Below are 14,447 nucleotides of genomic sequence, written 5' to 3'. Positions count from 1 at the left end.
ATGGGGACAAATACCCAAGTCATCACCATCCACGCACAAGCGCCAGCAAAGCCCGCATTGGGTGAAACATGTAACGGTTGTGGCGTGTGTTGTGCCGCCGAACCTTGCCCGGTCAGCCTGGTATTACTCTGGCCACACCGAGCCCCGTGCCGGGCGCTGATCTGGAGCGACTCAGCCCAACGTTATTTATGTGGCATGGTCAGTGAACCTGCCCGTTTTCTCAGCTGGTTGCCAGCGGGCATGAACGACATTGCCAGCCGCATCTTCAAACGCTGGATTGCAGCGGATACGGCCTGTGATGCTGATGTTGCACTGGCCGAATAAATCAATTCGAATAATCAAAGACTTAGCGTGACTTTACATCGCTTTCCGCTATAATGCGCGCCATGAAGACCAAACATTATCCAGACGACGTCAGCCAAAACTTCCTCAAACTGCGCAATCAACTGATTAGCGCGACTGGAAAAGCCATTGGCGATTACAACATGATTGAGGACGGCGACACCGTGCTCGTGTGCATGAGTGGTGGCAAGGATAGCCACGCCATGTTGATGATTTTGCTGGCATTGCAAGAACGCGCGCCTATCAACTTCAAATTGATTGCGATGAACCTGGACCAGAAACAACCAGGTTTTCCGGCAGATATTTTGCCTGCCTACCTGGAAAAACTGGGCGTGGAATACCGTATTGTAGAAGCGGATACGTACTCCATCGTTAAAGAAAAAATCCCCGAAGGTAAAACCACCTGCAGCCTGTGCTCACGCCTGCGCCGTGGCATTATCTATACCACTGCACAACAGTTGGGTGCCAATAAAATCGCGTTGGGTCATCACCGTGACGACATCGTGCAAACCTTGTTCCTCAATATGTTTTACGGCGCCAAAATGAAAGCCATGCCGCCAAAACTGGCCACCAACCGTGGTGAATTCATGGTCATTCGCCCACTGGCCTATTGTGCTGAAAAAGACATCGCGGCTTATGCGCGCGGCATGCAGTTCCCAATTATTCCGTGTGATTTGTGCGGTAGCCAGGAAAACCTGCAACGCCAGAAAATCAAGGATATGCTCAACAACTGGGAGCGCGAGCAACCGGGGCGCATCAATAATATTTTCCGTGCCATTGGCAATGTAGAACCTTCACATCTGGCTGACTTTGACCTGTATGACTTCAAACACCTGAGCCAGGCCAAGGAAGAAGACGAAGACCCGATGTTTGACCACGAAAAGTTTTCTGCTGGCAACGACATGGCGTTATCGATTGCCTCTCAAGATGACAAACGCATTGAATTTGCGCGCAAACCGTTCCCGGTTGCAGTCAGCACTGAGGAATAACACAACGTTTTGGGGTGGAAAGGCTTTAATTCATGACTTTCCGCACCGATATATTGTCTAGTTGTTAAAACGCTTGCTATTATCTAGCCAACTCTTACACAGACCGCTCAATGTCAAAACTGCTGATCGTTGAATCACCCTCCAAGGCCAAAACCCTCAAAAAATATTTGGGTGGTGATTTTGAGGTCCTGGCTTCTTACGGGCATGTGCGCGACCTGATCCCTAAAAATGGCGCCGTCGACCCGACGCAGCAGTTCGCCATGAAGTACGACATCATAGACCGCAACAGCAAGCATGTAGATGCGATTGCCAAAGCCGTGAAGAGTGCTGACAGCATTTACCTGGCAACCGACCCGGACCGCGAAGGCGAGGCTATCTCGTGGCATATTGCCGAGATCCTGGCAGAAAAAAAACTGGTCAAAAACAAGCTGATTAAACGCGTAGAGTTCAACGAGATTACACAAACCGCGGTAAAACACGCGATTGACCACCCACGTGATATTTCCATGGACCTGGTCAATGCACAGCAAGCCCGCCGCGCACTCGACTACCTGGTCGGCTTTAATCTGTCACCCCTGTTGTGGAAAAAAATCCGTCGCGGCTTGTCAGCAGGCCGCGTACAAAGCCCGGCGCTGCGCCTGATTGTAGAGCGCGAGCTGGAAATTGAAGCCTTTACCAGCCAGGAATACTGGAGCATCCACATGGGTGCGCTCAAGCATGCCCATGGTTTTGATGCCAGACTGGTGCAGCTCAACGGCCAGAAAGTAGAACAGTTCACGGTCACCAACCATGACCAGCAAGCCGACATTGTCGGCAAGCTATTACTGGCCTCGGCTGGCAAAACGACGGTGACCCGCGTTGAGAAAAAACAACGTAGCCGCAGCCCGGCAGCGCCATTCACTACCTCTACGCTACAACAGGAAGCCGTGCGAAAACTGGGCTTTACCACCAGCCGCGCCATGCGCGTAGCGCAGCAATTATACGAGGGCATGGACGTCGGCAGCGGCACGGTCGGTTTGATTACCTATATGCGTACCGACTCGTTCAGCCTGGCGGCTGAGGCCGTGATGCAGATCCGCGATTACGTGAAAAAGCACTTTGATGCAGACTACCTGCCCAAGTCGCCCATCATGTACAAAACCAAAGCCAAAAATGCGCAAGAGGCGCACGAGGCGATTCGCCCGACCGATATTACACGTACCCCTGCCAGCGTGCGCCAGTACCTGAACGACGAGCAGTTCAAACTGTATGAAATGATCTGGAAGCGCACCCTGGCCTGCCAAATGACACAGGCCAAATATGATGCTGTCAGTGTGGATTTAGCGGTCGGCACAGATGCCAACCTCTTCCGTGCCACCGGTCAAACGCTGGTATTCCCTGGTTTTATTGCCGTCTATATGGAAGGCAAAGACGACGACAAAGAGGACGAAGACGCCGAAGCCAAGTTGCCGCATCTGGAAACCGGCGAGGTATTGACGGTTGAGAGAATTTTCGGCGAACAACATTTTACCGAGCCGCCACCGCGTTATTCAGAAGCCAGCCTGGTCAAAGCACTCGAAGAATACGGCATTGGCCGCCCTTCGACTTACGCCAGCATTATCTCAACGCTGCAAGACCGCGAATATGTGGTGCTGGATAAAAAGCGCTTTACGCCCACTGATGTCGGCCGCGTGGTCAATAAATTCCTCACCGAGCACTTCACGCAGTACGTGGATTACGACTTTACTGCCAAGCTGGAAAACGAGCTGGACGAGATTGCCGAAGGCAATCTGGACTGGGTGCCGGTCATGGACAAGTTCTGGCAGGGCTTTAACCAGCAGATTCAGGTGAAGGCCGACGTAGAACGCCCAGGCAACGAGCTCATTGATGAAATGTGCCCGAAATGCGGCCGCCAGTTGCAAAAACAACTCAGTCGCTACGGCAGCTTTATTGGCTGTACTGGCTATAACGCCACGCCAAAATGTGATTACAAACGCAACCTGGATGGCGAAGCCAATGCCGCCAGCGAGCCAGTGGTGATCGGGCAGGACGTCGACACACAAAAAGACATTTACCTGATGAATGGCCCGTATGGTCCTTATTTACAGGTGGGGCAGCCAGTCGAAGGCGACAAGAAAAAACCCAAACGCGTCAGCATCCCTAAAGAAATTCCGCTGAGCCAGATTAATATCGACACGGCGCACATGCTGCTGAGTCTGCCGCGCGACCTGGGCCAGCACCCGGAAACCGGCAAAAAGATTGTCGCCAACATTGGTCGCTTTGGTCCTTATGTGAATCATGATGGCAAGTTCAAGTCCATCCCCAAAACCGAGAGTGTATTTAGCATAGACCTTGAAGGCGCCGTGAAACTACTGGCTGCTGCCAATGGGCCGACCCCGTTGGCCGACTTGGGCGAACATCCATCGGGCGAAGGTCGTATTGAAGTATTTTCTGGCCGCTTTGGCCCTTATGTGCAACATAACGGCATCCGTGCTACCTTGCCTAAGAGCGTGGCACCAGAAGAACTCAACGTAGAACAAGCCCTGGAATTACTGGCAGAAAAAGCAGCCAAAGACGGTGGCAAAACCAGCAGCAAGAAGCCAGCAGCTAAAAAAACCGCGGCGAAGAAAGCTGCCGCACCTAAAGCGGCGACCACAAAAACAACCGTGAAAAAGGCCACCACCAAGAAAGCAAGCACGACTAAGGCGGCAACGAGCAAGCGGACTAAAAAATCAGCAGAAGAGTAAATGACACACACTAAAAAAGGAGCCACCAGCTCCTTTTTTTACGCCCTAAATCATGGACTGGCTCTCAATGATTGGACCACAGATGATCAATATTACCCACGCCCCAGGTAGCGGCAGAATCATTACCAATAATTTCATCCATGCCTTTTGATAAGTCCAGCTCTTCCACCGGGATATGTATTTTCGACTTTGTTGAGAAGAATGCTTTGACCACTGGCTTGAGCAAACTATCAGGCGTTTGCTTGACCACCACTGCCAGGCGACCAGATTTGAGCATCACTACCGTCCCGATCGGATAAATCCCCAGGCTTTTGACAAAAGCCTTAAACACTTCAGTGTCAAAGTGACCACTCCAGCTTGCCATGCGTTTAAGAGCCATGCCAGGCTCCCAGGCCGGTTTATACGCGCGGGTCGAAGTCACAGCGTCATAAACATCACAGATCGCCCCCATCTTGGCAAAAACGGTCATTTGCTCGCCACTTAAATGTTCAGGATAACCAGACCCATCCACTTTTTCATGGTGATGCAAACACACGTCCAAGGTCACTGAGTCAGATATATTGGCCTTGATCAGCATGTCATGGCCCAACTGAGGGTGCTGGCGGATCACATCAAACTCGTTATCGGTCAGTGAACCAGGTTTATTCAGTATCTGTAACGGGATCCCCGCCTTGCCCATATCATGCATCAAACCTGCCAACCCGGCCTGTTTTACTTCGGTTTCAGATAATTTAAGCTCTTTAGCAAGCGCAGTCATCAGGGCACAGACAGCCACCGAGTGCATATAGGTGTAATCATCGACTGTTTTCAAACGCACCAGACTAATCAGCGCATGCACATTGCGCGTAACCGAAGCCGATATTTCTTCCACGAGCGGCATCACTGCCTCAGCTTCAATCGCCTTGCCCATGCGTAAATCTTTAAACATGGACTCAATCGCGCGGCGCGAAGAAGCAATAATCTTGGCGGCCTGCTCACGTTCAGCTTCCAGTGTGGTCGATTTCAACTTTTCGGCGCTGGCACTCTCTTCCACAACGGGCCCATCCAGTTCCAGCATCGCCATTTCTTTATCCGTGAGCTGGCGATCAACAACATCCGGCTCGGGCAGCACATCCAATCCCTGACTGATATCAATCACCACCTGCTGCAAATGGCTTGCTCTTAACTTTTGCAGATCAACAGGATCATTCAGCACAAATTTGGTACGCCAAAATGGATGGTCCATCCACGGGCCTTTCAGCTCATGAATGTACATCCCCATCCGCACCTCTTTGACTGTTATAGTTTTTAACATATCGCCCTGACTGCCCCGCACAATGTTTACATCTTATAATTGAATATCGGAAAAAAAATGAAAAAAAAGAGGGCTAAAAGCCCTCTTTAAAATTACATTTACATGCATGTTTTAGCATGCATGTCAGCCAGCCTTACAAGCCTGCGGCGGCGCGCAACGCGGCTGCTTTATCTGTCGCCTCCCAGCTAAACTCTGGCTCATCACGGCCAAAGTGGCCATAAGCCGCTGTTTTGCTATAGATAGGACGCAACAGGTCCAGCATCTTCACGATGCCTTTTGGGCGCAGATCAAAATGCTCGCGTACTAGTTGCGTCAGGCGCTCATCCGAAATCTTGCCTGTGCCATAGGTTTCAACCATGATAGACGTTGGCTGTGCCACACCAATCGCGTAACTGACCTGCACCAGGCACTTGTCAGCCAAACCGGCCGCAACAATATTTTTCGCCACATAACGGCCTGCATAGGCAGCGGAACGGTCAACTTTGGAAGGATCTTTACCCGAGAATGCACCACCACCGTGTGGCGCGGCGCCACCATAGGTATCTACAATAATCTTGCGGCCAGTCAGACCACAATCGCCTTGCGGACCACCGATGACAAAGCGGCCGGTCGGGTTCACCAGATATTTAATCTCGCCCTTAATCAACTCGGCAGGCAAGGTTGGCTTGATGATCTCTTCAATCACTGCTTCACGAATAGCCTCCAGAGACATCTCTGGCGCATGTTGCGTAGAAACCAGGACGGTATCAATCTTGAATGGTTTGCCGTCCACATACTGAATGGTCACTTGTGACTTGGCATCCGGGCGCAACCATGGCAGACGGCCATCTTTACGCAACTGGGACTGGCGCTCCATCACGCGGTGGCTGAGCCAGATAGGCAATGGCATCAATTGTGGCGTTTCATTCACGGCATAGCCAAACATCAGGCCCTGGTCCCCCGCGCCCTGATCCAGCGGATCATCGTTGGCGTTATCCACACCCTGGGCGATATCTGGAGATTGCTTGTCATAAGCCACCAATACCGCGCACCCTTTGTAGTCGATACCGTATTCGGTATTGTCATAGCCGATGCGTTTGATCGCATCACGTGCGACCTTGATGTAGTCGACATTGGCAGTGGTCGTAATTTCACCGGCCAGTACAACCAGGCCGGTATTGGCCAGGGTTTCTGCGGCGACACGCGCAGTTGGGTCTTGGGCTAAAATCGCATCCAGAATGCTATCAGACACCTGGTCAGCTAATTTGTCGGGATGGCCTTCGGACACGGATTCCGAAGTAAAAAGATATTCACTCATGTTTGACGCCTTGAAAAGTAATAAAGTTAATAAATGGTACTGACTAAAGGCTGAAGCCAGCACCCAAAATTGGGAACAAAGATTCTACCTGAGATTATTTATACCAAGGAATAAATCTTCGTTCTATGGATGCCTTCAACGGCACGATGGAGTATCATCTTGAGCTATGAAATTACGATTTACCAAAATGCAGGGCGCGGGCAATGACTTTGTCGTGATTGATGCCACCAAAACGCCTGTACAGCTTTCTCATAGCCAAATTCAGCACATTGCCAACCGTTTTTTCGGCGTCGGTTGCGACCAGTTGCTGATGGTCGAATCAACGGAAACCGCTGGCGTGGATTTTCGCTACCGCATTTTTAATGCCGATGGTGGTGAGGTCGAGCAATGCGGCAACGGCGCGCGTTGCTTTGTGCGCTTTGTGGTTGAAAAAGGCCTGACACAGAAACATGAGATTAAAGTTGAAACTGCCAGCGGCGTCATTACGCTAATGCTGCAGGATGATGGGCAAGTGACGGTCAACATGGGCGCACCGCGCTTTGTCCCCAAGCAGATTCCATTTGAGGCCGAGGCACAAGCCACCTCTTACGAACTCCCGCTCAACCACGAAACCGTGACCGTGAGTGCGGTATCCATGGGTAACCCGCATGCCGTCATGCTGGTAGACAACGTACACACGGCCGAAGTCGCTAGCCTGGGGCCACAAATCGAATCTCACCCACGCTTCCCGCAACGGGTGAATGCGGGTTTTATGCAGGTACTTAACGAGCATGAAATCAACCTGCGCGTGTATGAACGCGGCAGTGGTGAAACCTTGGCCTGTGGCACAGGGGCATGTGCCGCGGCAGTCAGTGGCATACAACTGGGCGCATTGCAAAGCCCGGTCAAAGTGCACACCCGTGGCGGCATTTTAACCATTCAATGGGCGGGCGATCACGCACCGGTCATGATGACAGGACCGGCAGAGATTGTCTTTGACGGCGAAATCGAGATTTAGAGAGATAAGAACAGCAGTATCATGGAAGACAGCATTAACGAAAGCGATATCAAGCACTACCTCAAGGCGCATCCAGACTTTTTCGAAAGTCATGCACACTTGCTGGCAGAGCTCTTTTTACCCAGCCCACATGGCAAAGGCACCATCTCACTGGCAGAACGCCAGCAGATTGCCCAGCGCGACAAAATACGCGTACTCGAATCACGCTTTACCGAGCTGATTTTAACCGCCGAAGAAAACGAAGCCACGGCAAACAAGGTGCACGAGCTGACACTTGGGCTGTTATTTGCCAAGGATGTCGCCGCACTTCATACCCACCTGGTGGAGTTTCTGGCGACACACTTCCAGTTGCCTAATGCGCAACTCAAGCTCTGGGTCAACGACAGTCATGCTGCTGACCACCTGTTCATAGACGCAGAAGACTCACTCAAAAACTGGGCCAAAGACCTGAGCCAGCCTTATTGCGGCACCTTGCCCACCATGGATATCGCCGGCTGGTTTACGGATACCCCTGCGTCACTGGCAGTGATCCCTATGCGCTACCAGGAGGTCACTTTTGGCCTGATGGCGATCCCCAGTGAACAACGTAGCCGCTTCTACGCGGGCATGGGCACCCTGTTCCTCAACCGTATCGGAGAGTTGGTCAGCGCTTCTCTGGCCAGATACATCATATGAAAGCCCCCGCTGAGGTTTCCGCCAAGAGGGATATTCTTGCGGCAATTGTCAGCGTAGGGCCTATTCTTAGAGGCGGTCATCATGCATGAGCTGCTGGATGACTACCTCGACTTCCTGCACTTTGAACGTGGGCTCAGCGAGCACACGCGCAATAACTACCAGCGCGATATTGAGCGCTTGTTACAACAACATGCAGACAAACTGCAGTCACTCACCCCGCAAGACATTCGTCGCCAAATAGCCAGTCTCAACAGCCAGGGCATGCATGGCCGCAGCATCGCACGTATTTTGTCCAGTTGGCGTGGTTTTTACCGCTACCTGGTGTTACATAAAAATTTTCCGGCCAATCCCGTGATTGGTTTGCGCGCACCTAAAGCACCAAAATCTTTGCCACACGCACTGTCGATTGAACAAACGATCAAACTGGTCGAGATTGAAGGGGATGAAGCGATTACGCAACGCGACCGTGCCATGCTGGAGCTGTTTTACTCCTCAGGCCTGCGCCTGAGCGAGCTGGTTGGCCTGAATCTGGACAGACTGGACCTGCAAGAAGGCCTGATCACAGTGATTGGTAAAGGCAACAAAACCCGCATGGTGCCCTTGGGCAGCAAAGCCATCTCTGCGCTCAAAGACTGGCTGGCCATAAGGTCGCTGTGGCTCACTAAACGTCCAGCAGAAATGGCCGTCTTTGTTAGCCAGCAAGGCCGCCGCATCCATGCCCGCACCGTGCAAACCCGTATCAACCACTGGGTCACAAAACAAGGGCTGCATAATCATGTGCACCCGCACATGTTGCGCCACAGCTTTGCCAGTCATGTCTTGCAAAGTAGCGGTGATTTACGTGCCGTGCAAGAAATGCTGGGACATGCCAATATCAGCACCACCCAGGTTTACACCCATCTAGACTTTCAACATTTGAGTAAAATTTACGACGCTGCCCATCCGCGTGCACGCAAGAAATAACCCCCTTCTGCACAATGATGGCGCAGTCAAGGTTTTGCTAGACCGCAAAATATGGCAAAATAACCCTACTAAATTGGTAAACCTTTGCCAGTCTCGTGACTCTAATGTCGCAACGTCTTAGCTTACAAAAGCAGGCAACCATTTCAACAAACCAAAAAAGGAAACTCCATGGAACACGCCTTACCAGCTTTGCCATTTGCAAAAAATGCATTGGCCCCACACATGTCAGAAGAAACATTTGACTACCACTACAGCAAGCATCACCAAGCGTATGTGACCAACCTCAACAACCTGATCAAAGGGACCGAGTTTGAAAATGCGGCGCTGGAAGACATCATCAAAAAATCTTCTGCTGGCATCTACAATAACTCAGCCCAGGTTTGGAACCACACGTTCTTCTGGAACTGCCTGTCTCCAAACGGTGGCGGCGAGCCAAGCGGTGCATTGGCAGCAGCCATTAACGCCAAATGGGGTTCATACGAAGAGTTCAAAAAGGCTTTTCAGGCTTCAGCCGTGGGTAACTTCGGTTCAGGCTGGACATGGCTGGTGAAAAAAGCGGACGGCTCTGTTGATATCGTCAACATGGGCGCCGCAGGCACCCCGCTGACGACTGGCGACACTGCCTTGCTGACTATCGACGTATGGGAACACGCTTACTACATCGACCACCGCAATGTGCGTCCAAAATTTGTCGAAACATTCCTGAATCACCTGGTGAACTGGGAATTCGCGGCGAAGAATTTCGCGGCTTAATGTCGACTATTGTTGAGCAATCAACAATGGCTAGCCTCTAAAAGCCTCAAGCCTTGCTTGAGGCTTTTTACTTTTAAGCCGCCGCCATAAGGACAAGCAATGACCACTCTTGAAACCACCTTTGAACAAAAGCTGTTTGAACTGATCCCGCAAACCAGGAATCTGGGTATCCAGATCACGCAGATTGCAGACACCGAACTGCACGTGCGTGGCTCTTATGCGCTTAATAAAAATCATCTGGATATTGTATTTGGTGGCAGTATTGCCGCCATTTCGATCACGACGGCCTGGTCATTGCTGCAACACAAAATACAGCAAGCCGGACTGACGGGAAATCTGGTGATCAAGCAGCAGGAGATCAAGTTCCTGCTACCAGTGCATAGCGATTTTGAGTGTGTGGCGACCTTGCAATCCGTGCAGGACTGGCCATTATTCCTGGACAGTTACCGCCAGCGTGGACGGGCCAAACTGGTCGTGAATGCGCACATTCTGTGCGAAGCCAGAGTAACGTCCACGTTTCAAGGTGTGTTTGTGTTATACCAACCGAGCTGAGTCACCTCCACGCTGCACAGACATGGCTCTTATATGGCCTGTAAGGCAGCGTTGCTCCTGGCAGGCTGTTGCGACTGGGCAACCCAGGCTTCAAACATCTCTAAGGGCAAAGGCCTCGTAAAGTAATAGCCTTGGAAAATTTCGCAACCTAGGTCCTGCAGTACATTGAGCTGCGCTTCGGTTTCGACACCTTCGGCCAGGATTTCCAACTTGAGGCTCTGCGCCAGTGAAATGATGGCGTTGACGATACTTTCGTGGTCGTGGCCATTGAGCATATCGCGCACAAAAGACTGGTCGATTTTCAACTGGTCAAACGGTAAGCGTTTCAGGTAAGACAACGAAGAATACCCAGTGCCAAAATCGTCCAGCGAGAAGCAGACACCGGTTTGCTTGAGGGCAGCCATCTTGGCAATGATGTCCTCCACATTATCGACCAGCATGCTTTCCGTCAGTTCCAGCTTGAGGTTGCCGGGGTCTATGCCTGTGTCAGCAAGCATTTGCTGCACTTCTGCCACAAACTCTGGCTGCAAGTATTGCTTGGGACTGACATTAACCGACAGCACCAGGTGACGTAGCGCCGGGTGATCGGCCCAGCGCTGCAACATGCCGCATGCTTCTTGCAATACCCAGCGGCCCAACGCCACAATCTGGCCGGTATTTTCTGCCAGGCTGATAAATTGCCCCGGCATAATCACGCCATGGTCAGGATGCTGCCAGCGCACAAGTGCTTCAGCACCCACGATATGGTGTTGCTGGTCGTATTGCGGCTGAAAATGCAGGATGAACTCCTGTTTTTCAAGCGCAATGTGCAAATCAGCTTCCAGCGCCGCGCGTTGGCGCAGCTCAGTTTCCATTTGCGTATCAAAGAACTGATAACCATTGCGTCCGGCTTCTTTGGCTTTATACATCGCCATGTCGGCACGGCGCAGCAGCTCGTCTGCCTGGCTCATGTGTTCCGGATCAAACAGCACAACGCCGATACTGGGCGTGGTGTAGTGTTGGTAATGCTTGAGGTTAAATGGCTTTTTAAACGCAGCCAGAATCTTTTCGCACACGCGTCTGGCCTGCTTTTCGGCCTGTGCGGCATCATGATGCAAGCTGTCGAGCACGACGACAAACTCATCGCCGCCCAGGCGGCTGACAGTATCAAAGCGTCGCACTGACTGTTTGATGCGCTTGGCCACTTCAACCAGCAAGGCATCCCCCACATCGTGGCCATGCGTATCATTGAGTGTTTTAAAGTTATCGATATCAATAAACAGCAAGGCGCCGCCGGTTTCCTTGCGCATGGCTTTGCGCACATGGGATGCCAGCTTTTCCTGCAACAACATGCGGTTAGGCAAGCCGGTCATGGTGTCGTAATAAGCCAGTTGGCGAATTTGCGCATCAGCCTGTTTGCGTTCAGTAATATCCCTGAGCACCGCCACCCAATGGGTGACCAAGCCCCCTTTATCCAGCAACGGCAGTGCATCCATTTCAAGTGAAATGCCTACGCCGTCCTCATTCACAGTCACCACCTCGGTTTTGACTGGGCGCATGTGCTGGAAGGCTTCTTTGATGCGCTCCAGTTCACGCCCTGGTGTCGCCTCCTGAAATAACTCAAAGGGGGAAATACCCCCTAGTAAGTCGACTGATCGGCCAGTAATACGGGTAAATGCGTCGTTCAGAAACACGATCTTTTGCTGCATGGGCGCGTGCAGCGGCGATTCGGTAATCATCACAATATCATTGAGCCTGGACACTCCATTTCGCAACAAATGCAGTTGCTCATCTGACTGTTCACGCTCAATCGCCAGCCCGAGGATCTGGGCGTAGCTGTCGATAAAATCCAGTTCTGTCACGTGCGGGCTATGCCGTTGCTGGCGATACATGGCCAGCACCCCCAGTACACGACGGCTGCGCGATAAAATCGGCATGGTCCAGCAGGCGCGCAATCCATGGGTGATGGCCAGTTCACTGCATGTCCGCCATAAGGGATGCGTACTGATATCTTCAGCAATCACGCGGCCTTCTGTCAGCGCGGCAATGCCACAAGTGCCCAACTCGAGGCCATCAATGGCTTTTGCATAGGCCGCAGGTAGCTTGGCAGAAGCGGCACGGCGCAAATGCTGGCCTTCTTTATCCAGCAGCAACATGGCACAACTGACATCCGGGAAATGCTGTTCGATAAGTAACACGGCAGCGTGCAAAATGTCTGGCAACGCTACATCGGCCAGCATCATGGCCTGAATTCTATCTTGCCCCTGTTTGATAGCCGCGAGCTGTTTGTGTGCGGTAATATCCTGCAATGATCCTTGCAGTTTAACGATATTGCCTTCGCTATCGCGCACCGGCCGCCCCATGGCGCGCACCCAGAAACGGCGACCATTGGCCGTGATCTTTTCCATTTCCAGGTCATAAGGCATGCCTTCATCAATACATTGTCGAATCGCGCTACACATCAATGCCTGATACTCAGGCACAAACATACTTAAGCCTTCTTCTACCGTTGGCGAGTAACCCGGCGGCATATCATGCAAAATGGCCACTTCGTCTGACCAATGTATAAGGTTGGTTTTAAGATCTATCACCCAACCGCCGATTTTCGCCACGCTGCCTGCCACCTTGAGCAAGTACTCCGCTTGTGTACGACGGTCAATTTCGTTTTGTAATGCCTGGGTGCGATGGACCACTTGCCGCCTGATCTGCAAGTTCCACAGAAAAGTCACCCCTAATACCAGCAACAGAATAGCCACACCTCGCGTGAACCACAGCATATAGGGCCGTTTCACCAGCACATCGCCCTGATACACAAACCCTTTCAGGCTGTATTGCGCCGGAATCAGCCCGAGCTCAGCAAACGTGCTGGCAATACTATCCCAACGGTCTTCATTCATATGCCCCCAGGGGACCACTTCTGACAACACATAGGGCACCATCAAACGGGCTTCCTGCATCAGCGTTTGCTTGGTGATCCCACGTTTGGATACCCCAGGCATAGCGGCAATCTGCTCGACCAGCGTCTCTTTATGATTGAATGCGTATGCCCACCCTTTTTTAGTCGCTCGCAGAAAAGCGTCCACGCGCTCCGGGTGCATGGCCAATTCTCGCTCGGTCGTGAATAAAATATCACCATAAAAATCCACGCCATAGCCCTGGTTACTAATGATGGCAGGCGAGTATCCCATTTGCTGTAATTGCACAGGTTCATCCATGGCGTAGGCCGAGATCGCATCCACCTTGCCATCAATCAAGTCCTGCAAACGCCAGCTATGCGGCAAAATGGTCATCTGCCTGATATCTAGATTGCGTTTGAGCAACATGGCTTTAAACTGCAGGCCGCCTTGATCGCCAGACATCATGATGCGTTTGCCGATCAGATCTTCAGGCTGGTATATGCCACTTTCATTCAAGCTGAGCATGACATAAGGAGAGTGCTGAAAAACGGCGGCCAGCGCGACCACAGGTTTACCAGCAACGCGGGAGACCAGGATCTCTGAATCCCCAATCGAGTAGTCTGCCTGGCCTGACAACACCTGCTGTAAAGGCGGCCTATCCTTGCTGCCTTCGATGATCTCGACGTCCAGCCCTTCATCACGGTAATAGCCCTGTTGCTGGGCCGCATAATAACCGGCGAACTGAAACTGGTGATGCCACTTGAGTTGTAACTTGATATGCTCGGACGCAGCGGTCACAGTCGCAATCGCCAGGCACACGCATGCCAGCAGCCATTTGCATAATGTAAGAATCAATCCGCGCTTCATGAGTATCCGAACAACGTGAAAAAACATTGGATTAGCCGATCACGGCCAATCTCATCCAACTGTGTTTATACCGCACAGCAGGCTCATCACATTAAGCAAACAGACAACAATTTATA

General features: G+C 51.8%; 11 protein-coding genes. 8 read left to right on the top strand and 3 right to left on the bottom strand.

The features are described 5' to 3' along the window. The 3 genes from ACIDE9_RS12600 to topA all read left to right on the top strand — a co-directional run bounded on the left by ACIDE9_RS12600 (window position 1) and on the right by topA (window position 4,057). The gene (locus tag ACIDE9_RS12600; protein ID WP_411995083.1) at window positions 1–324 is read left to right on the top strand and encodes a hypothetical protein; all 324 of its coding nucleotides are present in this window, start codon (window positions 1–3) and stop codon (window positions 322–324) included. A gap of 62 nt (window positions 325–386) precedes the next feature. Continuing rightward, the gene (ttcA, locus tag ACIDE9_RS12595) at window positions 387–1,331 is read left to right on the top strand and encodes a tRNA 2-thiocytidine(32) synthetase TtcA (protein ID WP_194752751.1); all 945 of its coding nucleotides are present in this window, start codon (window positions 387–389) and stop codon (window positions 1,329–1,331) included. Window positions 1,332–1,441: 110 nt separating this feature from the next. Continuing rightward, window positions 1,442–4,057: a type I DNA topoisomerase gene (topA, locus tag ACIDE9_RS12590; RefSeq protein ID WP_411995082.1), complete on the top strand. Its 2,616-nt coding sequence runs from the start codon at window positions 1,442–1,444 to the stop codon at window positions 4,055–4,057. A 64-nt stretch (window positions 4,058–4,121) separates the two neighbouring features. Here the strand turns inward: topA and ACIDE9_RS12585 are convergent, their stop codons facing one another. Then, the gene (locus tag ACIDE9_RS12585; RefSeq protein ID WP_194752749.1) at window positions 4,122–5,351 is read right to left on the bottom strand and encodes an HD-GYP domain-containing protein; all 1,230 of its coding nucleotides are present in this window, start codon (window positions 5,349–5,351) and stop codon (window positions 4,122–4,124) included. Between the two features lie 133 nt (window positions 5,352–5,484). Next, the gene (gene metK, locus ACIDE9_RS12580; RefSeq protein ID WP_411995081.1) at window positions 5,485–6,648 is read right to left on the bottom strand and encodes a methionine adenosyltransferase; all 1,164 of its coding nucleotides are present in this window, start codon (window positions 6,646–6,648) and stop codon (window positions 5,485–5,487) included. A gap of 166 nt (window positions 6,649–6,814) precedes the next feature. On the opposite strand from metK, the gene dapF reads away from it, so the two are divergent. The 5 genes from dapF to ACIDE9_RS12555 all read left to right on the top strand — a co-directional run bounded on the left by dapF (window position 6,815) and on the right by ACIDE9_RS12555 (window position 10,588). Next, window positions 6,815–7,645: a diaminopimelate epimerase gene (dapF, locus tag ACIDE9_RS12575; RefSeq protein WP_194752747.1), complete on the top strand. Its 831-nt coding sequence runs from the start codon at window positions 6,815–6,817 to the stop codon at window positions 7,643–7,645. A 21-nt stretch (window positions 7,646–7,666) separates the two neighbouring features. Next, complete coding sequence (locus ACIDE9_RS12570; RefSeq protein WP_194752746.1) at window positions 7,667–8,320, top strand: DUF484 family protein; 654 nt, start codon at window positions 7,667–7,669, stop codon at window positions 8,318–8,320. A gap of 81 nt (window positions 8,321–8,401) precedes the next feature. After that, window positions 8,402–9,283, top strand: coding sequence for a tyrosine recombinase XerC (gene xerC, locus ACIDE9_RS12565; protein WP_411995080.1), 882 nt, complete (start codon window positions 8,402–8,404; stop codon window positions 9,281–9,283). A gap of 168 nt (window positions 9,284–9,451) precedes the next feature. Further along, window positions 9,452–10,036 carry a superoxide dismutase gene (locus ACIDE9_RS12560; RefSeq protein ID WP_411995079.1) on the top strand — a complete coding sequence of 195 codons (585 nt, stop codon included), beginning with the start codon at window positions 9,452–9,454 and terminating at the stop codon, window positions 10,034–10,036. A 99-nt stretch (window positions 10,037–10,135) separates the two neighbouring features. Further along, window positions 10,136–10,588 carry a YiiD C-terminal domain-containing protein gene (locus ACIDE9_RS12555; RefSeq protein WP_411995078.1) on the top strand — a complete coding sequence of 151 codons (453 nt, stop codon included), beginning with the start codon at window positions 10,136–10,138 and terminating at the stop codon, window positions 10,586–10,588. Between the two features lie 29 nt (window positions 10,589–10,617). Here ACIDE9_RS12555 and ACIDE9_RS12550 read toward each other — a convergent pair whose 3' ends face one another. Further along, a complete protein-coding gene (locus ACIDE9_RS12550; RefSeq protein ID WP_411995077.1) occupies window positions 10,618–14,331 on the bottom strand; it encodes an EAL domain-containing protein in 3,714 nt (1,237 codons plus the stop codon). Between the last annotated feature and the right edge of the window lie 116 nt (window positions 14,332–14,447).

This window comes from Methylophilus sp. 'Pure River' (assembly GCF_046765995.1).
In the GTDB taxonomy this organism is placed as follows: Bacteria; Pseudomonadota; Gammaproteobacteria; order Burkholderiales; family Methylophilaceae; genus Methylophilus.
This window is presented reverse-complemented; position numbering and strand designations above follow the sequence as displayed.